The 25158-nt window shown below is 71.7% G+C and carries 19 protein-coding genes and 1 pseudogene; 7 read left to right on the top strand and 13 right to left on the bottom strand.

What is annotated here, in order from left to right; translation table 11 throughout:
- Window positions 1-194 precede the first annotated feature (194 nt).
- Window positions 195-1310: an NADAR family protein gene (locus AVW11_RS19790; RefSeq protein WP_076045022.1), complete on the bottom strand. Its 1116-nt coding sequence runs from the start codon at window positions 1308-1310 to the stop codon at window positions 195-197.
- A 67-nt stretch (window positions 1311-1377) separates the two neighbouring features.
- Between AVW11_RS19790 and AVW11_RS19785 the strand changes: the two genes are divergently transcribed.
- Entirely contained in the window at window positions 1378-2364 is a 987-nt protein-coding gene (locus AVW11_RS19785; protein ID WP_420856384.1) for an endonuclease/exonuclease/phosphatase family protein, read from the top strand.
- Between the two features lie 364 nt (window positions 2365-2728).
- A complete protein-coding gene (locus tag AVW11_RS19780; RefSeq protein ID WP_076045061.1) occupies window positions 2729-3844 on the top strand; it encodes a serine hydrolase domain-containing protein in 1116 nt (371 codons plus the stop codon).
- Window positions 3845-3959: 115 nt separating this feature from the next.
- On the opposite strand, the gene AVW11_RS19775 is transcribed toward AVW11_RS19780, so the two are convergent.
- A complete protein-coding gene (locus AVW11_RS19775) occupies window positions 3960-4700 on the bottom strand; it encodes a class I SAM-dependent DNA methyltransferase (protein ID WP_076045020.1) in 741 nt (246 codons plus the stop codon).
- A gap of 452 nt (window positions 4701-5152) precedes the next feature.
- On the opposite strand from AVW11_RS19775, the gene AVW11_RS19770 reads away from it, so the two are divergent.
- Complete coding sequence (locus AVW11_RS19770) at window positions 5153-5629, top strand: cupin domain-containing protein (RefSeq protein WP_076045018.1); 477 nt, start codon at window positions 5153-5155, stop codon at window positions 5627-5629.
- A gap of 357 nt (window positions 5630-5986) precedes the next feature.
- On the opposite strand, the gene aspA is transcribed toward AVW11_RS19770, so the two are convergent.
- From aspA to AVW11_RS19745, 5 genes are all read right to left on the bottom strand, one after another.
- On the bottom strand, window positions 5987-7399 hold the full coding sequence (gene aspA / locus AVW11_RS19765) for an aspartate ammonia-lyase (protein ID WP_076045059.1): 1413 nt from the start codon (window positions 7397-7399) through the stop codon (window positions 5987-5989).
- 79 nt (window positions 7400-7478) lie between these two features.
- Window positions 7479-8519 (bottom strand): asparaginase, encoded by a 1041-nt coding sequence (locus AVW11_RS19760; protein ID WP_076045016.1) that lies wholly within the window; start codon window positions 8517-8519, stop codon window positions 7479-7481.
- Between the two features lie 85 nt (window positions 8520-8604).
- Window positions 8605-10044, bottom strand: coding sequence for an amino acid permease (locus AVW11_RS19755; protein WP_030851692.1), 1440 nt, complete (start codon window positions 10042-10044; stop codon window positions 8605-8607).
- Window positions 10041-10718, bottom strand: a complete 678-nt coding sequence (locus AVW11_RS19750; protein WP_030851695.1) for a FadR/GntR family transcriptional regulator — start codon at window positions 10716-10718, stop codon at window positions 10041-10043. The genes AVW11_RS19755 and AVW11_RS19750 overlap by 4 nt, the downstream gene beginning before the upstream one ends.
- Window positions 10719-10803: 85 nt before the next feature.
- Window positions 10804-11607 carry a gamma-glutamyl-gamma-aminobutyrate hydrolase family protein gene (locus tag AVW11_RS19745; protein WP_076045014.1) on the bottom strand — a complete coding sequence of 268 codons (804 nt, stop codon included), beginning with the start codon at window positions 11605-11607 and terminating at the stop codon, window positions 10804-10806.
- A gap of 249 nt (window positions 11608-11856) precedes the next feature.
- Here AVW11_RS19745 and AVW11_RS19740 point away from each other — a divergent pair, with 249 nt between their 5' ends.
- Window positions 11857-12765 carry a LysR family transcriptional regulator gene (locus AVW11_RS19740; RefSeq protein WP_051700578.1) on the top strand — a complete coding sequence of 303 codons (909 nt, stop codon included), beginning with the start codon at window positions 11857-11859 and terminating at the stop codon, window positions 12763-12765.
- A 243-nt stretch (window positions 12766-13008) separates the two neighbouring features.
- Window positions 13009-14277 (top strand): hypothetical protein, encoded by a 1269-nt coding sequence (locus AVW11_RS19735; RefSeq protein WP_060180673.1) that lies wholly within the window; start codon window positions 13009-13011, stop codon window positions 14275-14277.
- A gap of 22 nt (window positions 14278-14299) precedes the next feature.
- Here the strand turns inward: AVW11_RS19735 and AVW11_RS19730 are convergent, their stop codons facing one another.
- The 6 genes from AVW11_RS19730 to AVW11_RS19695 form a co-directional block, all read right to left on the bottom strand.
- Window positions 14300-15682, bottom strand: a complete 1383-nt coding sequence (locus AVW11_RS19730) for a phosphotransferase (protein ID WP_076045012.1) — start codon at window positions 15680-15682, stop codon at window positions 14300-14302.
- Window positions 15679-16683 (bottom strand): protein-L-isoaspartate O-methyltransferase family protein, encoded by a 1005-nt coding sequence (locus AVW11_RS19725; protein WP_076045010.1) that lies wholly within the window; start codon window positions 16681-16683, stop codon window positions 15679-15681. Before AVW11_RS19725 ends, AVW11_RS19730 begins: the two co-directional genes overlap by 4 nt.
- A gap of 49 nt (window positions 16684-16732) precedes the next feature.
- A complete protein-coding gene (locus AVW11_RS19720; RefSeq protein WP_338058867.1) occupies window positions 16733-18211 on the bottom strand; it encodes an NUDIX domain-containing protein in 1479 nt (492 codons plus the stop codon).
- Between the two features lie 39 nt (window positions 18212-18250).
- A complete protein-coding gene (locus AVW11_RS19715) occupies window positions 18251-19600 on the bottom strand; it encodes an MFS transporter (RefSeq protein ID WP_240528215.1) in 1350 nt (449 codons plus the stop codon).
- 349 nt (window positions 19601-19949) lie between these two features.
- Window positions 19950-21821 (bottom strand): ABC transporter ATP-binding protein, encoded by a 1872-nt coding sequence (locus tag AVW11_RS19705; RefSeq protein ID WP_076045057.1) that lies wholly within the window; start codon window positions 21819-21821, stop codon window positions 19950-19952.
- Between the two features lie 1059 nt (window positions 21822-22880).
- The gene (locus tag AVW11_RS19695) at window positions 22881-23495 is read right to left on the bottom strand and encodes a CGNR zinc finger domain-containing protein (protein ID WP_079250690.1); all 615 of its coding nucleotides are present in this window, start codon (window positions 23493-23495) and stop codon (window positions 22881-22883) included.
- 103 nt (window positions 23496-23598) lie between these two features.
- On the opposite strand from AVW11_RS19695, the gene AVW11_RS19690 reads away from it, so the two are divergent.
- Together AVW11_RS19690 and AVW11_RS19685 are read left to right on the top strand one after the other, a co-directional pair.
- Window positions 23599-24447, top strand: coding sequence for an SDR family NAD(P)-dependent oxidoreductase (locus AVW11_RS19690; RefSeq protein WP_076044998.1), 849 nt, complete (start codon window positions 23599-23601; stop codon window positions 24445-24447).
- Between the two features lie 173 nt (window positions 24448-24620).
- A pseudogene (locus AVW11_RS19685) lies at window positions 24621-25158 on the top strand (helix-turn-helix domain-containing protein); the annotation flags it as partial.

Below are 25158 nucleotides of genomic sequence, written 5' to 3'. Positions count from 1 at the left end.
GCCGCGAACCGAGCAGGCGGGCCTTCCTGAGCGTCCTGGCGACCGCCGCCCTTGCGATGCGCGCACGGCACCGGACGGCGCGGACTTGACCGGCAAGATCCGAAAGGGGACGGCTGCCGCGCCGACGCCGAGGTGGGGCCTGCCCCGCCTTCACACACCCACGGCTCCCCGGCCGCCGCGCAAGCCTCCCGACGTCAGTCGGCGAAAGCCTGCCCGGCCACCAGTTCGGAACGGACGAGCTCCAGGAGCCGGCCCGTCCAGTTGCGGCCCCGGCCCCCGTTCTCGCCCCAGAAGCCCGAGTCGGCATCGTCATAGAGCAAGGTCGCGTCACCCGTGGCGAGCAGGACCGCCGCGAGGTCGGGATGCTGCTCGTACTTGGCTCGCAGCAGCCGGGCCATCACCGCCGTGCGGACCTGCTCCCAGTCGTCGCGGCGCGGCAGCGCCGCGGCAACCGTACGGGCCTTCGCGCCCGACTCCGCTTCCACGACCGCGGTACGGGCCTCCGTATCGGCGACGGAACCGGCCCAGTAGGCGTGCGCCACCGACGGGTAGGTGACACCGCCGACGCTGATCTGCGCGGGATAGTCGTTGCGCAGGCCCTGCTTGCCGGGGTCTTCGAGCGCGCGCCGCTGATACGAGTGGTAGATCTTCACCGCGGGGGAGAAGGACTCGGCGGGTCCGTCGGCGGGCACCCGTGACGGGGCCTTCGCGATCCACTGCGCGCGGTCCTCGAAGTACGCGACGGCCGCGTCGTACTCCTCCTGCGTCACCGCGCCTTCGGTCTCGTCCGGAATCCGGCCGCCGGGTCCCGCCACCAGCACCTTGAGGGGGCGGTCCTTGCGGTCCATGTCGCCGAGCGCGTAGAGCCGCACGGTCTCGGGGACGGCCAGGTAGGCAGCCCGGGCGGCGGCCCGGTTGGCCTCCGTACGGTCCGCCATGAAAACGTCCACCGCGGCAAGGCAGCGGGCAGTCGAATCGGGACGGCCGTTCAGCTCGTCGACGGTGTCGCGGACCTCGGCGAGCAGCAGCTCCGGCGTCAGCCATGTACGCGGTTCACCGAACGTCCACGAGGCCAGGTGGTGCGCGGAGGCGCGCCCGCCGTCCGGAAGGCTGGTGGCCACCCATCCGCTGCGGAGCTTCTGCTCGAACTCGCCGAGTGTGACCAGCTCCCAGCAGTCGACCAGGCCGTCGGCGTAGATGAAAAGGTCGGTGAGGAAGTAGGAGCCGCCGTTGCATATGAACGCGTGCCGCCAGGTACCGGGCACGCGGACGCCGTCCGCCGTGCGATGGGTGATCCGATTGCCGATCATGCCGTGATGATGCCGGACGGACCGGACGGCAAGCACCTCGATATCGGGTCGGGGGGATCGTGGGAAGATGTGCGTCCACTCCAGGGAGGCGATCGTGCCGAGCAAGGGCGCGCGGTGGGCCGCAGGCGCGATGACCGCGGCCTGCATCGTGCTGCTCCAAGGCGCCGGCGCACCGAGCAGCGGCCTCCCCCTGGCCAGGCCGCTGCCGTCCGACGCTGCCGAGGCGGTCGTACCGGGCCGGGTCGGCACGTGGAACATCTGCAACCCGTGCGGAAGCAAGCACAACTTCGGGCGGGCGACGGAGATCGCCACGTACGCGCCGCAGGTCATCGCCCTGCAGGAGGCGTGCGTACGCGACGTCGAGCGGATCCGCAGGTACCTGGACGAGGTCTACGGGCTGGTCTACCGGGTCGAGTACGGAACGGTCCTGCGGAACTGGAACCGCTGCGGGGGGCTGCCGTGGCGCCCGGGCGGCTACGGCCAGGCGATCCTCTCGGCGGCGCCGATGACCGACCGGGTGAGCGTCGAATACCCCGACGGCGGCTCCGAGGACCGCGGCTACCTGGCCGTCACCACGTCGGTGGGCGGCCGACCCGTCCGCGTCTTCAACACCCACCTCGCCGAACGCCGGCAGGGCGAGGTGCGGGCGGGCCAGATCGAGGTACTCGCCGTTGAAGTCGCCCGCCACGACCATGCGATCGTCCTCGGCGACTTCAACGCCGTGCCGCACGCGCCCGAACTCACCCCGATGTGGGCCCTGGCCGCGGACACACATCCCGGCTGCCACCCCTCGACCACCGACACAGACGCGGACGGGGACGGGGACGGGGAGGCAGACACGGACGCGGACACGGACGCCTGTACGGCGACCACCGACTGGCACAGCAAGTTCGACTACGTGTTCCTGCGCGGCATCACCTCGGGCACGCACCACGTCCGCCCCAGCCCGTACTCGGACCACCACGTGCTGTACGCCGACCTGCACCGCGGCCAGGTCGGCGACCCGGGCCGGCGGCGTGCGCCAACGACCGCGGCGACGAGCAGCGTTGCGTGAGCCATGTGGGGCTTCTCGTCTGCTGCGTGGCCTCTTCCTCGGCCTCGGCCTTGGCGTTGACCCCGGCCCCGCAGCCGTCCGTGCGCCATCGGGTGGCTCCGACACCGCTGCGAGAGGTCGACGCTGACGTCCGCGGGCGGCGGCTCATGCCCGGTGCTCATCACCAGGGCATGCGCTGCCGCAGCCGCGACGGCGCGGGGCCCGGATGCCGGGTCGGCCTCTTCCGGATCCACGTCGCCGACTGTGTTGCATGGGTCCCGCGTCCGGCGCGTTCGGCACCTTCCCCCTGTCGGGGCGCCCGGCCCGACAAAGGTGGTGCGGGAAAAGTCGGGCGGTGGCCTGTGGGGTGCGTGAGGTTGTGTCCATGACGGATATCGAGGGTTCGTGTGAGCTGCGCTTCGCCGCGGTTCGTGAGGTGTTCGCAGGTTTGCTGGGCACGTGCGACGTGGGCGCCTCGGCCGCCGTCTTTCTGGACGGCGAGCCGGTGGTCGACCTCTGGGGCGGGTACGCCGACGTGGGTCGTTCGGCCGGGTGGGGCCGCGACACCCTGACCGCTGTGAATTCGACGAGCAAGAACATGACGGCCCTGTGCGCGCTGCTCCTGGCCGATCGGGGCGAGCTTGACCTGTCCGCGCCGGTCGCCGCGTACTGGCCCGAGTTCGCGGCGGCCGGCAAGGAGAACGTACTGGTGCGCCATGTGCTGTCGCACACTGCGGGACTGCCGGACCTCGCCGGGCCTGCTGCGGTCGAGGAGCTGTACGACTGGGACACGGTGACGGCGGGGCTGGCCGCGCAGGCCCCGGAGTGGGAGCCGGGGACGGCTGCCGGCTATCACGCGCTCACTTTCGGGTTCCTGGTCGGGGAGATCGTGCGTCGTGTCACGGGCCGCAGCCTGGGCGAGTATTTCGCGCAGGAGGTTGCGGGGCCGCTCGGTGCCGACTTCCATTTTGGGCTGTCCGCCGAGCATGACTGCCGTGTCGCTCCGCTCATCGCGCCGTTGCCGCTGACCGACGAGTTCACTGCCGGTGCGCCGCTGGGGGCGGATGGCGTGCGCCGGGAGTCCGCAGGTCCGGCGGTCCGGGTCAAGGACGTCAACTCCGTGGCCTGGCGGCGTGCCCAGATCCCGGCGGTGAACGGCTTCGGCAATGCCCGGTCGGTTGCTCTCGTCCAGTCGGTTCTGGCGAACCACGGGTCGGCCGCGGGCGTGCGGCTGCTGTCGTCCCAAGGGTGCGAGCCTGCCTGGCAGGAGGTGTTCCGCGGCGATGACCGTGTGCTGCGGACACCTGTGTCGTGGACGGTGGGATTCGGCGGCTTCGGCGGCACCTTCGGGTGGGGCGGGTGGGGCGGCTCGCTGGTGGTGAGCGACCCTGGCGCACGAATGACCGTGGCCTACGTGATGAACCAGATGATCGACCGGGACCGGCAGGACGACAACCGCGGCATGGAGCTCGTCATGGCTGCCTACAGCGGACTGCGGTGACGGCGGCACCACGGAGTCTGCCCTGGGCGTCGGCGCACCGGCCTGCTCGCGACGCCTGAACTCCCCAGAGAAGCCCGAGACAGGGACGGCCAACGTTGATGGCCCGTGGCCGACCTCAGGCCGGCTTGCGCCACACGGAGACGTGCTTCGCGGAGTCCTGGGTGAACGAAGACCCGTCCCAGTCCGCAACGCGACGCTCCAGCTCGAGCCCAGCGATCCGCGCCATCGGGTCGAGCTCCGCCGGCCAGGCGTACCGGTGCCGGGAGTTTTCGCGGCGGTAGCGGCCGTCGTCGCCGTCGCGGGTGAAGTGGTGCGAGACGAGAGTCTGCTCGACCAGGTCGAAGGTGTCGAAGCCGAGATGCTGATCGGAGACGTCGAACGGCACCGCGACCTGGCCGGGCGGCAGGAACCGCAGCGGCGGCACACCCAGCTCGATGACGAACCGGCCGCCGGGCTCCAGATGGCGTGCGGCGTTGCGGAAGCACTCGACCTGCTCGTCCTGTGTGAGCAGGTTCGTGATGGTGTTGTAGACGAGGTAGACCAGGGTGAACCCGCCGGCGACGACGGTGGTGGCCATGTCCCCGATGACTACCGGGAGGGTGCCCTCGTCGACCTTGCGCCGCAGTACCGCTGCCATGTGCTCGGACAGTTCGATGCCCACCACCGGCACGCCGCGTTCCCGGAGCGGGACTCCCACCCGCCCGGTGCCGATAGCGAACTCCAGAGCCCGGCCGTCTCCGGCGAGCTCGGCGAGGAAGGCGAGGGTCGGTCCGAGAACGGCAGCCGACGACGCCTCGGCTTCCTCGGCGTCGTAGCGGTCAGCGGTCGCGCGGGTCCACAGTTCACTACTCGTCATGGGTGGGCACTGTGCCGGGTGCCGAGGGGCCCTGTCGACGCATTTACGTTCTCCGCGGTTCAGCGTGCACCGCCCACCACTCGCCGTCGCCTTGCCCAGGCTTCGACCGAACCGCCTGCGCGCACCCCGGATCATCAGTCCCTGAGTGATCCAACCGCCTTGGAGATCATTGCGTCAGACGTTCATAAGCTTGTCGTACAGGGCGGTCACCCGCATCCGCCCCCTGTGGAACGCAATGGCGCAGCCCCCCCGGGGCGTGACGTCCCTGGCCAGGCCCGACGCACCCATCCGGCATGCCGGGCGCTCAGGCTCACCCGCTGACATCGCAGAACCACCAAAGGCTCACAGTGCCACTGGCGTCGGGCCGGAACAGCCCGGTCGGTCTGGAAGGGTTGGCCCGGCACAAGACCTGTGCCTGAAGGCGTACCACCTCCGTCGACCGGGAGAGAAGCATGACCATCAAGGACATCGGGCCCGAACCTCAGAGTTTCGACCTCGAGCAGGCGACGCTGGCGAACACCAACTACCGCTCGGTCGCCTGGTCCGGGAAGTACCTCCAGCTGACCCTCATGTCGATTCCGGTGGGCGAGGACATCGGCCTGGAGGCGCACCCGGAGACCGACCAGTTCCTCCGGCTCGACGCGGGCCGCGGCCGCGTCCAGATGGGCAGCGCGAAGGACCGCCTCGACTTCGATCAGGAGGTCGAGGACGGCTGGGCGGTCTTCGTACCCGCCGGCACGTGGCACAACATCACCAACACCGGGGACGAGCCCATGCAGCTCTACGCCGTCTACGCCCCGGTCCACCACGCCCCGGGCAAGATCCACGCAACCTCCGCCGACGCGGAAAGCGACGAGGAGTCGGGCAACGACGAACCCCCGACCTGGTCGGTCCAGCCCACCCACCACCCCGCGGACAAGCACGCCTGACCACCAGCGGGGGCCTCGCGGTACGCACCGCGCGGGGCGCCGGTTGCCGCGCAGTCCTCCCGCGACGACACCGCAACCCCGGGCCCCCTCACCCAGAGGCAGCCACCCATCGTCGGCGGCCGGCACCCGAGACGCCGTCGCGGCCTCAGGCGCTGGCCGACGTCGGCGCGGCGACCGGGAGGTGCTCGGCGGCTATCGTGGGCGTCGCCGCCTCGGGCCGTAGCCGCCCCGCACGACCAGGCCACCCGCTGCACCCCGCGCTCCGACCGGGCGGACTCTGACCGGGAGCCGACCCCGGACCCGGACCCTGACCGGGACCCAGACCCGGTGCCGGTGCCGGTGCCGGTGCCGGACCGGTCAGGGACGGGTCGGGCCGGTTCCCGCGAGCACCTCGGGGCGCAGCAGGGAGGCGAGTCGCTCGGCCGGCAGCAGCCCCCGTTCCAGAACCAGCTCGGCCACACCCCGCCCGGTGGCGAGGGCCTCCGTGGCGATGTCGGTGGCGGCGGTGTATCCGATGTGCGGGTTCAGGGCGGTCACCAGGCCGATGGAGTTCTCGACGGTGGCTCGCAGCATCTCGGTGTTGGCGGTGATGCCGCTCACGCAGCGTTCTGCGAGGGTCAGGCAGGCCGCGCGCAGGTGAGTGACGGACTTGGACAGCGAATGCAGGATGACCGGCTCGAAGGCGTTGAGCTGGAGCTGTCCGCCTTCGGCGGCCATGGTGATCGTGATGTCGTTGCCGATGACCTCGAAGGCGACCTGGTTGACGACCTCGGGGATCACGGGGTTGACCTTGCCGGGCATGATGCTGGAACCGGCCTGGACCGGGGGCAGGTTGATCTCGCCGAATCCGGCGCGGGGCCCCGAGGACAGCAGGCGCAGGTCGTTGCAGGTCTTGGACAGCTTGACGGCGATGCGCTTGAGGACGCCGGACATCTGGACGAAGGCGCCGCAGTCCTGGGTGGCTTCGACCAGGTTGGGTGCGGTGACCAGGGGCAGGCCGGTGATGTCGGCGAGATGGCGGCGGGCGGCCTCGGCGTAGCCGGCGGGGGCGTTGAGACCGGTGCCGATGGCGGTGGCGCCGAGGTTGATCTCGTGGACGAGTCCGAGGGCCTCCGCGAGCCGGCTGCGGTCCTCGTCCAGCATGACGGCGAAGGCGGAGAACTCCTGTCCGAGCGTCATCGGCACGGCGTCCTGGAGCTGGGTGCGGCCCATCTTCAGGACATCGTGGAACTCGGCGGCCTTGCGGGCGAAGGCGTTCTGCAGGACGGCCATGGCGTCGAGGAGACCGTGCACCGCGAAGACGGTCGCGATCCGCACGGCCGTCGGGTAGACGTCGTTGGTGGACTGGCCGAGGTTGACGTCCTCGTTGGGGTGCAGGTGCCCGTACTCGCCCTTCCGGTGGCCCAGCAGCTCCAGCGCGCGGTTGGCGATGACCTCGTTGGCGTTCATGTTGGTCGAGGTGCCGGCGCCGCCCTGGATCACGTCGACGACGAACTGGTCGTGGAGCTCGCCGCCGCGGATCTCCTGGCAGGCGGCGACGATGACGGCCGCCTTCGCGGGTTCCAGCAGGCCGAGTTCCGCGTTGGCGAGGGCCGCGGCCTCCTTGACGGCGGCGAGGGCGTCGACCAGGTGCGGGTAGGTGGAGATGGGCGTGCCGGTGATGGGGAAGTTCTCGGTGGCGCGCAGGGTGTGGACGCCCCAGTAGGCGTCGGCGGGGACGTCGCGGTCCCCGATCAGGTCGTGTTCACGGCGGCTGGAGGCGGCGGTCACGGCGGTCACGGCGGTCACGGTGTGCGGATCCTCTTCCTGAGGTGGGCGGATCAAAGGGTGGTGCGGGGGCAGGCGGGGGTCAGGCGGTGGCGGTGGCGGTGGCGTTTGCGGTGACGGGGGCGCCGGGCGGGTTCAGGGCCGCTACCGGCCGGATGCCGCCGACGGTCCGGCCGCCACCGGTCACGGGCTCGCCCGTGAACCCGGCGAGCAGCCGGGGCTCGACTCCCGCACGTGCCAGAGCGGCGGCCGTCACGACCGTACGCGCGCGGTCGGCCCCGTCGGCGACCTTCACGGCGACGGCCCGCCCGTCGGGCAGCGCGGCCAGCTGGACGCCCTCGAAGCCGTCCTTGGCCAGCAGCCCGGGCACCGCGCGCATCAGTGCGGCGGTGTCCCGCCCGGTACCGGAGGCCATCTCCGGGTGGAGGCGCAGGGCGTTCGCCACGCGGTGCTCGGCGGTGTCCGGGGCCGCCGTGGCGATGCGGGCGGCGGCACGGGCCAGGCCGTGCAGGGACACCGCGAACAGCGGGGATCCGCAGCCGTCGACGGTGACGTGCGCGATGTGCCGGCCGGTGAGCTCCTCGACGACCTCGGCGATCGCCCTCTGGAGCGGATGGTCCGCGTCGAGGTAGCTTTCCAGGGGCCACCCGGACAGCTTGCACAGATACAGCATCGCCGCGTGCTTGCCGGAACAGTTCTGGGCGAGTCGGGACGGCCCGCGGCCCTCGCGCAGCCAGGCGTCCCGGACGGCCGGGCCGTAGGGCAGGTCGGGGACGTTGCGCAGGTCGGCCTCGGTGAGACCGGCCAGCTCCAGGACCCGCCGGACACCCGCGAGGTGGTGCTCCTCCCCGGAGTGACTGCCCATCGCGAGGGCGAGCAGGGCTCCGTCGAGCGGCAGGCCGGCCCGCACCATGGCGACGGCCTGGACCGGCTTGAGCGCCGAGCGCGGATAGCAGGCGGCCTCGATGTCCCCGATGCTCGTCCGGACTTCGCCCTCGCCGTCGAGGACGGCGACGGAACCGTAGTGGACCCCCTCGATCATGCCGCCCCGTACGACGTGGGCGACGGGGGCGTGCCGGGGCTCGCGGATCGCGGGCGCGTCCGCGGGGAAACTGCTGCGCATCACTGCCTCGTTCTGTGGTGGGTCGCTGCTGACCGGGGGTGGCGACCGCCACCCCCGGGCCTGGGCGGACGGGCGGGCGTCCGGCTCAGCCGTCGCTTCGGGCGGCGGTGCGCGCCACGCGGCCGCGGACCGCGTACCAGCCGGCGACCAGCGCCGCGGCGATCAGCGGTACGCACAGCACGGTGGTGCGCCCCGCGCCTCCGTCGGCGTACATGAGGACCAGGACGGAGGCGAGGAAGGCCAGCGTCACGAGTTCGGTCCAGGGGGAGCCGGGCAGGCGGTAGGAGGGGCGCGTGAGTTCGCCGCTGCGGGTCTTCCGCCAGAAGAGGAGGTGGCAGACCATGATCATGCCCCAGGTGGCGAGGATGCCGAGCGCCGCGAGGTTGAGGACGATCTCGAACGCGTCCGCGGGGACCACGAAGTTGAGGCCGACGCCCAGGACGCACATGCCGCTGGTGAGGAGGATGCCGCCGTAGGGGACCTGGGTCCGGCTGAGCCGTGCGGTGAACTGCGGGGCGGAGCCGTTGACGGCCATCGAGCGCAGGATGCGGCCGGTGGAGTAGAGGCCGGAGTTGAGTGAGGACATGGCCGCGGTGAGCACGACCAGATTCATCACGTCGGCGGCCGCCGGGACGCCGATGTGGGAGAGCACGGTCACGAACGGGCTCTGGGCCCCGCTGTAGCTGCTCCAGGGCATCAGCATCGACAGCAGGACGACCGAGCCGACGTAGAAGAGGCCCACGCGCCACATGATCGAGTTGATCGCCTTCGGCACGATCTCCTCGGGCTTCTCGGTCTCGCCGGCCGTGACGCCGACCAGCTCGACGGAGGCGTAGGCGAAGACGACGCCCTGGATGATCAGCAGCATGGGGAGCAGGCCGTGGGGGAAGATCCCGCCGTTACCGGTGATCAGGCCAGGGCCGGGGACGGCTCCGTCGACGGGGTGCCGGGTCACCAGGAGGAAGATCGCGATCCCCATGAAGACGACCAGGGCGCCCACCTTGACGAGGGCGAACCAGAACTCCAGTTCGCCGAAGATCCGCACCGAGATGAGGTTCACGGTGAGGACCACGGCCAGGGCTATGAGGGCGATCACCCACTGGGGCACATCGGAGAACAGCTGCCAGTAGTGGGCGTACGTGGCGACGGCGGTGATGTCGGCGATGCCGGTGGTCGCCCAGTTGAGGAAGTACATCCAGCCCGCGGTGTACGCGCCCTTCTCCCCGAGGAACTCCCGGGCGTAGGAGACGAAGGCGCCGGAGGACGGCCGGTACAGGACCAGCTCGCCGAGCGCGCGCACCACGAGGAAGGCGAAGATCCCGCAGACGGCGTAGGCGATGAACAGGGAGGGCCCGGCTTCGGCGAGGCGTCCGCCCGCGCCGAGGAAGAGCCCGGTACCGATCGCGCCGCCGATGGCGATCATGTTGACGTGGCGGGGTTTCAAGGTCTTGCTGTAGCCGGTGTCGCCGGCGTCGACGTGACGGGTCGTGGGGCGCTTCTCGTCTTTGAGGAACTGCTCGCTCACGCCTCGGGTCTGCCTTCCGTAGGGGCGGTGGTGCGCTGGGGGCGCACGATGTCGGTGAGGGTCGTCTCGACCCGTCGCAGGTGGTGGGACATGGCCTCCACCGCGTCGTGCTCGCTGCCGTCGACCAGCGCCTCCAGGATGGCCCGGTGCTCGCAGTTGGACTGCTCGCGCCGGCCGCCCAGTTCGTTGAGGAAGGTCGACTGACGCGCCAGTGCGTCGCGGATCTCCTCGATGACGCGGCGGAAGACGGGGTTGCGGGAGGCCTCGGCCACGGCCAGGTGGAACACGGTGTCCATCGCCACCCACGCGGTGGTGTCGGTCTCCTGTTCCATCCGGTCCAGCAGATGGCGCAGGTGGTCCAGGTCCTCGGGGGTGCGGCGCAGCGCGGCGTACCCGGCGACCGGGATCTCGACGTGGCGGCGCACTTCCAGGAGGTCGCTGGCGGCGTAGTCGCCGAAGGTGGGCTCCTCGACCGTGTTCGCCAGGACGAACGTGCCCTTGCCGCTCTTGGACACGGTCAACCCCATGGCTTGCAGGGCCCGGAGCGCCTCCCGCAGTACGGGGCGGCTGACCTCCAGGGTGCGGCACAACTCGGCTTCGGAGGGGAGCTTGTCTCCCACGGCGTACTCACCGCGCTCGATGGCGCTGCGCAGGTGGCCGAAGACCGCTTCCATGGCACTGACGCGCCGCGGAAGGGGGCCACCTGTCTGGCTGTCTGACAGGTTCACGCTGTGATCTTGGGGGGTTCGCCCCTGGGTGTCAAGGCACCTGTGCCGGGAAAATCCGGCTCGGCACGCTTCGCACCGTGCGGGTGTTCCGTCCGGCAGTCCGGGCGGCAGTCCGGGCGGCAGCGGTACCTCCGGCGGAACCCGCCGCAGCCACCAGGGCCCGCACGACCGGGGCGTCGGCGCCCATCTCCGGGTGCCACTGGACACCCACGGCGAAGCGGTGCCGGGTGCTCTCGATGGCCTCGACGGTGCCGTCCGCCGCACGGGCGGCGACGGCCAGTCCCGCGCCGAGGCGGTCCACCGCCTGATGGTGGTGCGTGGCGACGTGGTGCGTCCCCGGCAGCAGGGCGCCGACCCGGGTCCCGGGTACGGTGGTCACGGCGTGGGAGCAGAAGTGGCCCCGGTAGGGGTTGTGGCCGTCGTGGCCCACCCGGTCGGGCAGGTGCTGGATCAGGGTGCCGCCCTCGTGTACGTTCATCAGCTGCATCCCCCGGCACACCCCGAGCACGGGTATGTCACGGGCGAGGCCGGCGGCCAGTACGGCCCGCTCCCACGCGTCGCGCTCGCGCACCGGCGGCCCGGTACGCGGATGGGGCACGGCTCCGTACAGGGCGGGATCCAGGTCCTCGCCTCCCGCCAGGAGGATCGCGTCCAGACGCTCGACCACGTCGGCAGCGGCCTCCGGTGCGTCCGGCGGCAGCAGTACGGCGCGGCCGCCGGACGCCCGGACGCAGTCCGCGTAGGCCGCGGGCAGCACCGCGGCGGGCAGGTCCCACTCACCCCACTGTGCGTGGGCGAGATAGGTGGTGAGTCCGATGAGCGGTGGCTGGGGCATACCACTTCCTTTCGGGGCATGAGGGGTGACCGTCGACGGCTGCGGCCGCAGCCGGCCGCCACCGCCGCGGCAGGCGGCGGCGGGTGGCAAGGCGGTACGGGCGGAGGCCACCGTGACGGCGGGGGAGGGGTGTTCGCGGTCCAGGAGCGCAGGCTTGCGTTTTTCTTGCCGCGAGCAAGAATCCTGCTGGCGTTCATCTCCAATCACAAGAAAACACATCTTCGCGACAGATAAGTGAGCCTTAACTCCGTGCACGCACTCGACCCCCGCCTGCTCGCCACCCTCGAAGCCGTCGTACGGCACAGCTCCTTCAGCGCCGCCGCACGCGAACTCGGCTACAGCGCGCCCGCCGTCTCCCAGCAGATCGCCGAACTCGAACGCCGCGCCGGCCTCAGGGTGCTGGAGCGGAGACCCGTTCGCGTCACACCGGCCGGCGAAGTCCTCCTCGGCGCGGAGCAGGGCGTCCGCAGCGCGCTGGCGGCGGCGTCGGTCGAACTCGGCGCCATGCGCGCCGGGACGGCCGGCCGGATCCGGCTCGGCGCCTTCGCCTCGGCCGCCACCGGCATCGTCCCGCAGGCGCTGGCCCGCCTCCACGCGGCCTACCCGCATGTGCAGGTCAGCCTCAGCCAGTTGGAGCCCGAAGCCGGCTACAACCGGCTCAAGCGGGGGGACATGGACCTGGCGCTCAGCTACGACTACGACTTCATCCCCGTCCCGCCGCCGCGGATGCTGCGCCGGACGCTGGTCGCACGGGACCCGGTGGTGGCCGTCGTCCCGGCGCGCCACCACCTGGCCGACCGGGAGGTCATCGACCTGGCCAGCCTCGCCTCCGAGACGTGGATCGCCGCTCCGGAGGCCGCGCTGCGCCTGGAACTGCTCTCGCAGATCGCCGACACGCCCGGCTTCCAGGCCCGCCTGCAATACGAGGGTGACGACTTCAACACCGTGCTGGGGTTCGTGGCCGCAGGCCTGTGCGTGGCCGTCATGCCGCGACTCGCCCTGCCCCGCACCCACACCCAGGTGGTGGCCCGCCCCTTGGCCGAGCCGCAGCTGACGCGCTTCATCTACGCCGTCCGCATCGACACCCGGCACGCCCCGCGCGCGGTCCTGGACCTGGAGGAGATGCTCGCCGCCCAGGCGCTGGCCGCCCTCTCGTAAGGCACACGGCGTCCCGGGGTCGGGTGGTGAACGGATCGCGGGGGAGCGGCTGGTGGAGGAGCGGCTCGTGGGGGAACGTCAAAAGCGGCCAACTTGACCGCCGTCGCACGCGCGTAGACCTCACCGGCACGCCGTACTTCCCACCGTGTCCGACTACCGGACACGGTGGCTGAAACTTAAACTATTGTGTGACGGGCACATTAGGTTTGCCGCGGTTGACGTTCCACCGAGAGGAAACCCCTCATGACCGCAGCCGACAGCGCGCCGGGGACGGCACGCGTCCTCACCGGCTACCGCCCCGAGGACGGCTTCATGGCCGCAGAGCTGGACCCGCCCCCGGCCGAGTACGTATGGCACGACGAGAACGCCGAGCAGCAGGACCAGCGTTACGGCCCGGGAGTCGGCTACCAGCAGTGGCTGGCGGTGGACGCCCGCGACGGCGCCGTCTGGTTCGGCGACACCGACTGGCGGGCCCCGCAGGAGTCCCCGGGCAGCCGGCTCCCCGGCATCCCCCGCAGAGCACTCGGCGACGGGACCATCCCCCACCCCGGCATCATGGTGCAACTACTCGGCCACCTGAGCCACGATGAACAACGCGGCTGTACATGGCGCTTCTTCGACGCCGAGGAACTGCACGCGCTCGCGGTGCGCGTCCTGCCCGCCGTGCAGCGGCTCGTGGACACGATCCACCGGATCGGACCCGAAGGCGAGCTCGAGTGGTCGGCCGAGGCAGCCACCGCATGGGACGACATCGAACAGGCCGCGACCCCCGCCTTCGACCCCTCCGGGGAACTCCGCTGGCCCAGACCGCGTACCACACCGGTCCCGGCCTGGCGCGTCGAGGTCGGCGCCTTCCTGGCCGCCAACCCCGGCCTGTGCGACCCCTCCTGGGACCTGGCCACGGACGCGGAACTCGACACCTACGCCGACTACAGCCCCCCGAACGGCTATGGCGGCGTACCGGGCCGGATCTGCCGCGACGCCGACCAGCAGATAGAGGACGGCTTCACCTTCTACGGCCACCGCGCCGCCCTGTACGCCTACCGGGCACGGGCCTGCGGCGACCGTACCCCGACAGACGCCCGCCTCTGGCTGGAGACGACGGAGGCCGGGCGGGACACCTGGAAGGCGGCCAAGCCCCTCGGAGCCACCCTCGCCGACGTCCCCGACTGCGTGCTGGTGTCCCTGGCCGACACGTTCCAGAACGCCGCGCACGAACACGGAGTGGCCCTGACGGGCCTGACCGCTCATCTCCGGCGGCTGCGCGGGGCGGAACGCTCCGCCGTCGACCGGCAACTCGTCCACGAGGGCGAGGAAGTCGAACGCCTCGAAACCATGCTCAAGGACTTCCGCGCCGCACGTAACCGCACCGTGACGCGGATCCTGGCCTGGTCCGACGGACGCGGGGACGCGGAGATCGCCCGCCTGGCCTCCCTACCCGACGCATACGTCAGTGACTGGAGGGCCCGCCTCACCGACGAACAGACCACCACGCCCCCGGACCGTGACTGACCACTGCGGTGGGCCCGCGCATCTACGGGCGGTGGAAGGGGCGGAGCCGGCGCAGGGTGCGGTGCCCGCGCTCTGTGACCTCGGGGTCGCCGTGGCCGGTGCCGTAGGCGATGCCGGAGACGGCGTCGAAGGCGGCCTCGCAGTCCAGGCGCAGCTCCTCGGCGGGGGTGAGCGCTCTGCCGTAGCCGTCGAGGAACGCGTTGCGCAGGTCCGGGCGGCCGGTCCAGGTGTCGCTCAGCCGCACCATGTCCCGGGTCGCGGTGTTGTACTCGGAGCGCTCGAAGTCGAACACCAGCGGTTCGCCGTCGTCGCCGATCAGGACGTTGCGGTACTGCAGGTCCCCGTGCGTGGGCACGAGCGAAGGCAGCGGCAGGTCGGCGTAAGCGCGGGCGAAGGCGAGCACCAGGTCCTCGTCCCCGTCCGCCAGGTACGGCCGAGCTACCTCCAGATGGCGCTTGATCTTGTCGGCGGCCGTCGCGGCTTCGGCGAGCCGCTCGGGTGCGCTGCCGTGGAGGGCACGAACGAGGCGGCCCAGTGCGTGTTGGACGCGCACCTCGGCGGCCGCGTCGAGGACCATCCCGCGCAGCGGGCGCCCGGGCAGCGCGGTGATGACGACGGCCTCCGCGTCGGTGTCGGCCGCGACGAGGCGGGGAGCCCGCGGCCCGAGCGCCGGCACCCACGACCGGTATGCCGACACTTCCCGGCCGTGGAACTTCGCCCCGCGATGCCGTTTCAGGTACCAGGTCCCGCCACCGGGCCCGGCCAGCCGCCACACCCGGCTGCCGGTGCGCACCCAGGACACCTCTGTCGCCTCCGTGATCCTGCCGATGGCCTGCTCCGCGAACACCCGCAGCCGGTATGGCAGCTCCACCCCACCGACGGGCGGCCCGGCCAGGAGGCGGGTGCGGTCGCGGCCGCCCTGGTCGTGTTCGACGGCGTCGCCGGGCCGCTGGAAGTGCACGGCGGCGGGCAGGCCTGCGAGGTAGGCGTCCAGTCCGGCCCGGCAGTACGCCACCATCGGGCAGGGCAGGGCGTCCAGTGGATACCAGTCCATGCCGTCGCACCGGTCCGGCTCCATGATCCGAGGCCGACCAGCCCACCGGCGCACTTCGAAGAAGACACCGACGCGGGAACGGGAGCCTGCCGGTGGGCGGTGGTGGACGGTGACGGCCGCGGTCACGTCTTCCGCCGCGATCAGAACGCCCGTTTCCTCGCGGGCCTCCCGGATCACGGCCTCGACCATGTCCTCGTCCGGGTCGAGGTGCCCGGACGGGAGATGCCACAGGCCCGACGCGTACACCGGCCCTGCCCGGCGGGACAGCAGCACATCCGGTCCGCTCTCGCCGTCGCGGCGCAGGATGAGGTGGACGTCGACCGGCACGGTGTGCCGGGCCCCGCCGCTCACCGCGTCGTCCCGGGGCGGCGGGCGAGCAGCACGGTGAACACGCCGTCCTCGTGCAGGACTGCGTCCTGCGCGTGCTGATGGAGGAGGTCCTCGGCTTGCTCCTCGAATCCGGCATGGTCGGCGAAGAGGTCAGGCCTGGCAAAGCTGGTGGACCGCAGACAGCCCAGGACGCTGAGGGGAGTCCAGGCGCGGCTGAAGGAGATGCGGTGCTCGACGATGTCGCTGAACGCGGAGTCGGCCAGGTCGTCTTCGTAGCGGCGGCCAGGCTCGCGAGAGGTGCCGGTGGCGCCGGCACGGCGGTCTTCACCGAGGTGGGACTGGATCAGGCCCCTGAGCACGACGGTCCACTCGGCATGGTGCGCGTACGAAACGAAGATCCGGTCGTAGTCGGCGCCGGCGGACCAGCCGTGCGCTCCGTCCCCCGTCACGACCGTGGGCCGGTGACCGAGCAGGGCCAGCCGTTCGCGAGCGGCGGCGGTGACGTGCTCGTCCCGGTCCACGGTCACCACCCCCGTATCCCCCGCGATCCGGCACGCGACGGCCGCAGTCACCCCGGCACCGGTCCTGACGTCCAGGACCCGCTGGCCCGGCCTCAGGCCGAGGCGCTGCAAGAGCGCGACGGTCATGCCGACCGTGCTGGACATGGCCGTCATCGTCCCGCCCGACCGGGTGCCCGGCACCCGGCCCAGGACCGGCTCGCCGTCGTGCTGGACCAGCACGCTCTCCCCTCCGTACAGCAGCCCGAGCAGCTCCTCCCGGTCCGGGGGCACGGCCCAGTCGAGCAGGTCCCAGCGCGGCGGGGTCTCGTCCGGCCCGCTGCGCCGCACGTAGGCCTGCGGCATCAGCACCTCCCGCCGCACCGCGAGGAAGGCGTCACGGACCGGGCCCGCCTGGAGATGCCCGGCGGCTTCCAGCCCGGCGACCATCTCCGCCTGCGCGAGCTCCGCCCTCTCCTCAAAGGCGACTGCGGCATGGGCGGGCGGTACGAGGGGATCGAGCACCTGCTACTCCTTGAAGGCGGGGAGGGATTACGGGCGGGGTACGGGGCGGTCAGGTCCATCCGAGCTCGGTGTAGGGGCGGCCGGCTCGGATGCCTTCGATCGCCGCGCGGGTGTAGGGGACGATCGGCTCGGGCAGGGCGTCGGCGGGCCACCAGTCCCAGGAGACGCACCGGTCCGGCTCCCTCACCGCCGGCGCGCCTGCCCACCTCAGGGCGCGGAAGACGAAGCCGATCCGCGGCTGCGCGCCGGGCGCATCCACCATGTGCACCACGTGCACCAGCTCGACATCCCGCGGGTCGATGAGCAGGCCCGCCTCCTCCTGCGCCTCCCGCACCAGGCACGCCAGCGCCGACTCCTGCTCACAGTGCCCCGCCAGGAAGTGATGGCTGCCGCCGGCGTACGCCGAGTCGGGGTGCCGCAGGCCGAGCAGCACCTGGCCGTCGCGCTCCAGGTAGAGGTGGACGCCCACGATGTGCGGGACGCCGGCGCTGCCCGCCATGGGCCGGTCTGGCCCGAGGGCCTCGCGCTGGGGTGCCGCCTTGGTGCGGCCGGAGTGCTCCGCGTGCCGGCGTACGAGGTCCAAGGTGGAGGGGCTCAGCCGCAGGCGCTCCATGACGTCGGGGCGGAACCAGGCCAGCATCACGCCCTCGGTGAGCGGCAGGCCGGCCGGGTCGCCGTTCCACCGGGCGGTGAACACCTGCACCGGTACGGTCAGGCCGTCGGTGCCGGTGGCGAGCCCGACGGCGAACGGCTCCACGACGCCCGGCTCGAGCCCGGTCTCCTCCCGCAGTTCACGGCGGACGGTGTCTTCGAGGGAGGTGTCGCCCGGCTCGCGGCCTCCGCCGAGCAGCGCCCAGGCCCCGGGCTCCCAGATGCCGGGCAGGTCATCGCGCAGGTGCAGCAGGTAGCGGCCGTGCCCGTCGTGGATCAGCGCCGAGGCGTTGACCGGCTCGATACGGCCGTCGAGCCCGGAGGCACAGAGCTTCGCCCGCAGCCGCGGGGCCGTGACCTGGTCGAAGGCGACCCACTCCGGGGCCGAGACCTCCTCCTGCTGCACCATGACCTCGACATCCCGGTCCACCAGCTGGAAGACGAAGCGGAAGTCCCAGTGCTGGTGCGCGCCTTCGCCCTTGACCGGGTTGGCGTCGATGTCGAAGACGTCGATGTCGATGGGCAGGCTCCCGTAGGCGGCGGTGGCGCACAGGGCGCCGGGCGGGATGCCGACCTCCTCGTGGACCTCACGCAGCGCCGTCTCCAGCAGCGAGCGATCCCCTGCCTCGACGTGCCCGCCGGGTGCCAGCATCAGCCCGAAGGCGTTGTGGTGGACGAGCAGGACACGGCGGTCGTGGTCGACGACGACCGCGCTGCACGTGATGTGCCCCGGCATGGTCGAGCGGCTCGTGGGCTCGGCGGCTTCGTCCAGCAGCTTCAACAAGGGTGCCAGCAGGGGCGCTTCAGCTGGATACCGCTCCAGGTAGGCGGTGACGAGGGCGTGGATGTGCGAGCGGGCGGGTGGCAAGAGAACCACACAGGAGGGGAGAGGGCGGAGGGAAGGGGGCGGTGGCGCTCACGTGCGCGGGTCCGCTTCGGTGGCCGCGGCGGGCGGACGGTCACCTCGGGCGAGGGCGCAGTCGCCGGGGGAAGGCGCGGGGACGGGCATCGCGGTCAGGCGGCTGACCGGGGAGCGCCAGAGCACGACCACCGGCAGAACCAGCACCAGCGTCCCGACGGCCAGAGCGGTACGTGCCCCGTAAGCAGTGGCTACGGCGCCGCCGGCCATGGCGGCGAAGGGCTTGCTCCCGGAGACCAGCCAGGTCGACGTCTGCTGCGCCCGCGCCTGCAGAGGGGGCGGGCAGATCTGCTGCCGGACCGACCTCTGGGTTGTGCCCGCCACCGCTGCGGCAGCGAGCTGGAGTCCGCCCGCCGCGGCGAGGACGGCCAGCCAGCCGGGCCCGGGCCGGGCGAACAGCAGAGGCACGCCCGCCACTGGGCAGGTCGCGAATCCGGCGAGCAGGGTGGGGCCGGGGCCGAAGCGGGCCACGATCCGCGGAGCAGCCAGGGCGCCGACGAGCGCGCCCGCGCCGGAGACACCCATCACGATCCCCAGCCCGGTCGGACCCGCCTCCAGCGCGGTCAGCAGGTAGTACGCGAACAGCGCACCGGACACTCCGACACCCACACCGGTGAGGGTCAGCGCAAGGACGAGGTCCCTGACCAGCGGAGTCCGCGCCGTGTAGGCCACACCCTCCCCGATCTCACCGGCCAACCGCCGCCGGGGCCGCCCCTCGCCCGCTGCCGCTGCCGGCCGACCAGGCTCCGGAATCCGGGCCGCACACCATGCGGACACCAGATACTTTAGGGCGTCCAGCCAGAAGGCCTTCGCCGCGCCCACGGCAGCGACGACCGCGGTGCCGAGGTAGGTTCCGGCCGTGTCCGCTGCCCCGAACGCGGCACCCACCCGGGCGTTGGCCCGGTGCAGCAGGGCGGGCTGGACCAGCTCCGGGACGATCGCGATGGCCGCCGCCTGGTGCAGCACGGTGACCGCGCCCAGGATCAGCGCGACCGCGTACAGCACGGGCATCGACAGCACCCCGGTCAGCGCCGCCACGGGCACCACCGCGACGACGACAGCGCCCGCAAGGTCCGTTCCCACCAGCAGGGCCCGCTTGGCGTACCGGTCGACGATGCCGCCGGCCGGGAGGGCCAGGAGGAAGGTGGGCAGGTGGGCCAGGGAGGCGAGCAGAGCGGTCTGCCCGGCCGTCGCGTCCAGTTCGAGGACGGACAGGGCGGGCAGGGCCACCAGGTGCACCGACGTCCCGACCAGTCCGGCGGACTCCCCGCCGAGGTACAACCGGAACCCCGCCCCAAGGTCCGGAGCCTTCTCGCCGGCGGAAGGCCGCGGTCGCGGCAGCGTCACCACCGGCCGGCCTCCGTCGGCAGCCGGCCCGCAGGCAGCAGCTCGGGGGCGGCCGGGCCGGTGAGCAGGTCATCAGGAAGGGAGGTGCGGGCAATGAGCCGGAGTGCCTCCCCCCAGACCGCAACCTCCGGCCACCGCGCGCGGGCGGGGGCCGGCCCCGTCCCGGCACGTCCGGTCGCGGTCTGGGCCCGGCGGAAAAGGTGATGGCCGTCGACGAGCATCAGCGCAAGTCCGGCTCCGGGCACAGCCGGACGGGGCTCGGTCTGAGGGTTGGTGTGCGGTCGGGCCTCGTCGCGTCCCGCCGGGCGGACGTTCACCCCGATGTCCTGTTCCCGGGTCGCGGCGCCGGTCATGCGTGGTCCTGGGTGCGCAGAGTGTCGTGGTCGCCGGCCGACGGGGTGGGGATCGCGGCATCGAAGGCTGAGGCCTGGACGAGGTAGGCGTCGCGGAAGTCCCCTGTGCCCGTAGCCGGGTCCATCAGTTCCTCGAAGGTGCCCGACTCGGCGACCCGGCCGTCCTTCAGGACGTGGATCAGATCCGCATGGCGCACGGAATGCAGGCGGTGTGTGATGAGCACGATCGTCTGCCCGGTGGTCGCGGCCAGGGCCCTGATCTGGTCGAAGACCCTCTGCTCCGCGACCGCGTCCAGGGCGCTGGTGGGCTCGTCCACGATCAGGATCTCGGCCTGCCGGTACTTGGCCCGTGCGATGCCGATGCGTTGCCACTGCCCGCCGGAGATCTGGTGCCCGCCGCGGTAGCCGCGAGCCAGCAGCGTGCTGAGCCCGCGAGGCAGGCCGCCCAGGACCTCGTCGGCACCGGAGAAGCCTGAGGCCTCCTCGACCGCCCGGTCGTCGATGGCCTGACCGGGCTGTCCGATGCCGACGTTCACCCGGAACGTGAAAGGCCAGTGGTAGAAGTCCTGCGACATCAGCGCGACCCGGCCGAAGATCTGGTCGCGGTCGGCGGTACGGGCATCGACGTCGTCCCACCAGATCGTGCCGCTGCCCTCGTCCGGAAGGTAGAGGCCGGCGAGGAGCCTGACCAGGGTGGATTTGCCGGAGCCGTTCTCGCCCACCAGCGCGATGATCTTCCCCGTCGGGAACGCCAGGGACACCTCGTGCAGCGTGGGCTCGGGCGGGGTCTGGCCGCTGCCGGGGTACGTGAAGGTGACCTTCTCGAACCGGACTTCCCGCAGCCGCTCGGGCAGCGGGTCCCCACCCACCGGGATGGCCCGGGTCTTCGCCTCCCGGCACAGCCGCTCGAAGTCGGCGACGAACAGGGACTCCTGGTGGAGCTCGGTGACCTGGAGCACCAGGCTGTCGAGGCTGGCGGCGCCGGTGCGGATGGCCAGTACCGCTGTGCCGGCGACGGCGAGTTCCATCGCTCCGCCCCACAGCAGGGCGCCCAGGGCGCCGTAGGTGAGGAGGGTGGCGAGACCGCCGGCGCCGTCGGCTGCGAGCCCGATCCGGGCGGCGCGGTGGGCCAGCCGGGTCTGTTCGCGTTCGCTGGTCTCGGCCATGGTCCGGAAGTGCCCGAGCAGGAACGGTCCGACGCCGTGGACGCGGACCTCGGCGGCCGCTTCCTTCTGGGTCAGCAACTGGCCGAGCAGGTGCCCGGCGCGGGCGTGCTGGACGAAGGCGTGGAAGGAGATGTACCGCTGGCGGGAGATCATCAGCGAACTCCACGCGCTCGGCAGCGTCATCAGGACCAGGAGCGGCAGCAGCACCGGGTGCAGGACGGTGAGCACGCCGGCCGCTGCGATCAGCGACACTGCGGAGTTCAGGGTGTTGGTGCAGTAGCGGATCATGCGCCGGGCCGAGTCGGCGCCGTACCGGGCCGCGTCAAGCAGTCGATGGAACTCGTCGTCCTCGATCGCCGACAGCTCCGTACGGTGCACCAACCCGAGGTACTGCTCGGTGGCGACTCGCTGGACCTTGGGCTCCAAGGCCCCGGTGGCCGCCGTCGAGGCCGAGCGCAGGAGCGACCCGAGGAACGCCGTCACCGCCACGACCGCCAGCGCGGGCAGGGCCTGAGTCAGGCGCTCGTTGGTGCTGCCGGCCGCGAGGACGTGGCCGAGCACGCTGTTGACCGCGACCAGGCCGACCGCCTGCGCGACGCCCCGCCCGGCCTCGGAGGCCAGGACGACGCGCAGGGCCCGTGCGTCGGCGAGGTGGGCGAGCCGCAGGCCGGTCCCCGCCAGCCGGGGGAGCCGGCGGGCCATCGTCCAGAGCCCGAGCCCCAGCCAGGCGCCCTCATGCTGGTCCCAGCCGATGTCGTAGGCCAGCTCGCCGCCGAACAGGAGCCGCTCGGAGTCCGACACCCCCGCGGCTCCGGATCCGCTTGCCGAGTCCTTGCTCACGCCGCCCTCCCGGAAACCGGCGGTCGTGACCCGTGGCAGCAGGCAGATGAGGCGTCAACACGACTCCCACCCGCAGGGCGCAGGCCGGGGGCGGACCCGTCATGTTCGATTAAGGGGAGGGTGTCGAGATGCTTCGGCAGGAGATTCACGGGATCCTCCGGATGGGCGCACGACTGGTACTGGTGCTCTAAGAACGGCTCCGATGCGGGTGCGTCACGGCCGAATCGGAAGCAAAAGGGGAACGGATGTTCCTGTCCGACTGGGTGGGCTTGGTGCGCCTGCGTTCGTGGCGTTGAAACTCGCTCGAACAGGGCGTGTCACCCGGGCGGGGGATTGCCCGACCAAATGCGGACGCCGACCTTTCGGCCCGTGGCGACTCAGGGGGCCGACAGCTCGGCGGGGAGGCGGGCGGCGAGCCGGTAGGCGTCGGCGTGCTGGTGGGACAACTGGCGGGAGAGGTCGGGCAGTCCGGTGTCGCTGGCGACCAGGGCGGCCTGGTTCTACACGGCTGAGGCGAGCCCTGGCCGTGCGGGTCCATGAAGTCTTCCGAGGGGCGGGCCCGACGTGTGGTGCCCGCTGCCGGAGATGATCCGGTTCAGGGGCGTGTCGACGGTGAACTGGCCGGGACGCTCCTCCGGCCGGCGCCTGGAGCGTCGTGGCCGGCCTCGCGGCTGAGGTATGGGTGGTCCCAGATGCGGATCGTCTCAGCGACCTGAGCGGCGACCTCGTCGCTGCCGGGGCCGTGGTCGATGGCTGATGAGCTTTGGCAAGCCGGTCCACGGCGGTGCGACGGTGACCTTCGCGTCCGGCCGCAGCCAGTAGGCGATGCCGAGCGCGCCCACGGGGGCGCCGTCGCGCCGGACCGCGATCGCGGTCCGGCCGGCCTCCTCCGGTTCGGCAACGACTTGCCGATGTGCGGTCTCACGCCTCGGCCGACGGCGTACCACCGCTGTCGCGCTGCCGCCGGCGGTGTTTGCGCATGGACACCTGGGAGCCGCAGCCGGTGCTGCAGTACAGCCCTCCGCCATTGCGGGTGCGGTCGAAGAAGCCGAAATGGCAAGGGGGGTTCCGGCACGCCTTGATGCGCCCCCAGTCGCTGCTCTGCGCGAACGTCGTCACTGCGGCCAGTACGGTTCCGAAGACGCGCGGCACCCCCGTCTGCGGCGACGTCAGCTCTACGCCGCCGGCCGTGACCACCGTCGCCAGCGGGTAGAGCGAGCCCACACGTCGCAAGTGTCGCTCGGCCCGCAGCAGCGGCTCACCCAGGCTCTCCTCGTCGCCCGCGTGCGCGAGCAGCAGGGTCACCAGGGCGTCACGCAGTTCGCGCGCGACCGCGGCGTCGGCGTCGCTCACCACGGATTCGCCACCGAACTCCCCGTGCTCCGCCAGCCACGCCGCGAACGAGCCCCCATCCCCGAACAGCTCTCGGCGACCCGACCCGTCCGCGCGCGTGTTCACGAACGCGAGAACGGTCTCCACCGTGGGCGCGACGGTGCGGGGGTCGGCTTCGGGGGATCCGGCGGGCGTAGCGATCATTCCCCAACAGTACATCAGCAGCAGGCGCTCTAACCCGACTAGTAGGCAACCATCTAGTCGATCTCCCTTGACCTGTTGCGAGCTAACGCCTTACGGTCGCAACATGAACACGACATCAAACCATCAGGTCCACCTCCGCACATGGCTGATCACCGGCTCGACGTCCGGCATCGGCCGCGAACTGACGCTCCAGGCGCTGGAGAACGGCGACACCGTCGCGGCCCTCGCCCGCGACACCTCCCCTCTGGACGAACTGGCGCAGGCGCACGGTGAGCGCCTGCTCCTCATCCAGGCGGACGTACGTGACGAGCGAGCCGTCCGGGACGCGGTGGACGCCACGGTCGCGCGGTTCCGTCGTATCGACGTCGTGGCCAACAACGCGGGATACGGACTGTTCGGATCCGTCGAGGAGGCCTCCGACGCGCAGGCCCGTGCCGTGTTCGACACCAATGTCTTCGGGGTGCTCAACGTGCTCCGCGCGACGCTGCCGGTGCTCCGCGCCCAGCGGTCCGGGCACGTACTCCAGGGCTCGTCGGTCTACGGACAGTCCGCCCATCCCGGCGTGGGCCTGCTGGCCGCCACCAAGTACGCGGTTGAAGGGCTGTCCGACGCGCTCGCGGCCGAGGTCGCACCACTCGGCATCAAGGTCACGATCATCCAGCCCGGGATGACCGCGACCCCCTTCCTCGCCAACCTCGATGTCGCGGACGGTCTGGCCGACTACGACCAGACCGTCCGCGAGGTCCAGAAGGGCATCGGCGAGCTGCCGCCGTCCGCGTTCTCCGCCGCCGCACGGATCGCCGAAGGCATCCGGAACGCGGTGGACAGCCCCAACCCGCCGCTGCGCCTGGCTCTCGGTGCCTCCAGCGCGACGGCCATGCGCCCCGCCCTGGAGGCACGGATCGCAGAGCTGGACAGCTGGCAGCACGCGACCGAAGCCGTCGACAGGTAGTACGGGCAGGTCCGGGGGCGAGGCCAGCGGCCGACGGCTTCGGCCCCGGGCCCCTGTAGGACCATCACGCCCCCACCCGCCCCCGGCGTGCCCTCCGTAGGTCGAAGACATTCGCAGCTCGGTGAGCTCGATCGAACTTCCGGACGGGAGGGCTATGTGGCTCAGCGACATGCCGCCATGCGCTCGAGGGGTGGGTGCGGCGTCGTTCCACGCCGCAGGCGTGGGCTCTTCGGTGCCGGATCATCCTTGCCTGCGCCGAAGGCGCTTTCAACAAGGACGTCGCGGCTCAGCTGGGTTCGACTCCCCATGTGGTGGGCCGCTGGCGGGCAAGGTTTGTCGAGCATCGGATCGCCGGCCTGGGCGACATGCCACGTTCGGGTGGCCCCCGGTCGGTCACGGACGAGCAGGTGGCCGCACTGGTCGACACGGTCGATGGCGAAGGAGACAGGCCTGTCGCAGTCGACGGTCTCGCGGATCTGGCGGGCCTTCGGCCTGCAGCCTCACCGCTCGGAGACTTTCAAGCTGTCCACCGACCCGTACTTCATCGACAAGGTCCACGACGTCGTCGGGCTCTACCTGGACCCGCCCGAGCGGGCACTGGTCTTCTGCGTGGACGAGAAGTCGCAGATCCAGGCCCTGGACCGCTCGCAGCCCGTCCTGCCGATGATGCCCGGTGTCCCGCAAAGGGTCACGCACGACTATGTCCGCGCC

Origin of the sequence: Streptomyces amritsarensis, from assembly GCF_001953875.1 — a bacterium.
Taxonomy (GTDB): Bacteria; Actinomycetota; Actinomycetes; order Streptomycetales; family Streptomycetaceae; genus Streptomyces; species Streptomyces amritsarensis.
This window is presented reverse-complemented; position numbering and strand designations above follow the sequence as displayed.

Bases quoted from the DNA above. Each gene is read 5' to 3' on its own strand.
- AVW11_RS19790 (WP_076045022.1), bottom strand. From the start codon at position 1,310: ATGATCGGCAATCGGATCACCCATCGCACGGCGGACGGCGTCCGCGTG.
- AVW11_RS19785 (WP_420856384.1), top strand. From the start codon at position 1,378: ATGTGCGTCCACTCCAGGGAGGCGATCGTGCCGAGCAAGGGCGCGCGG.
- AVW11_RS19780 (WP_076045061.1), top strand. From the start codon at position 2,729: ATGACGGATATCGAGGGTTCGTGTGAGCTGCGCTTCGCCGCGGTTCGT.
- AVW11_RS19775 (WP_076045020.1), bottom strand. From the start codon at position 4,700: ATGACGAGTAGTGAACTGTGGACCCGCGCGACCGCTGACCGCTACGAC.
- AVW11_RS19770 (WP_076045018.1), top strand. From the start codon at position 5,153: ATGACCATCAAGGACATCGGGCCCGAACCTCAGAGTTTCGACCTCGAG.
- AVW11_RS19760 (WP_076045016.1), bottom strand. From the start codon at position 8,519: ATGCGCAGCAGTTTCCCCGCGGACGCGCCCGCGATCCGCGAGCCCCGG.
- AVW11_RS19750 (WP_030851695.1), bottom strand. From the start codon at position 10,718: ATGGAAGCGGTCTTCGGCCACCTGCGCAGCGCCATCGAGCGCGGTGAG.
- AVW11_RS19745 (WP_076045014.1), bottom strand. From the start codon at position 11,607: ATGCCCCAGCCACCGCTCATCGGACTCACCACCTATCTCGCCCACGCA.
- AVW11_RS19735 (WP_060180673.1), top strand. From the start codon at position 13,009: ATGACCGCAGCCGACAGCGCGCCGGGGACGGCACGCGTCCTCACCGGC.
- AVW11_RS19705 (WP_076045057.1), bottom strand. From the start codon at position 21,821: ATGGCCCGCCGGCTCCCCCGGCTGGCGGGGACCGGCCTGCGGCTCGCC.
- AVW11_RS19695 (WP_079250690.1), bottom strand. From the start codon at position 23,495: ATGATCGCTACGCCCGCCGGATCCCCCGAAGCCGACCCCCGCACCGTC.
- AVW11_RS19690 (WP_076044998.1), top strand. From the start codon at position 23,599: ATGAACACGACATCAAACCATCAGGTCCACCTCCGCACATGGCTGATC.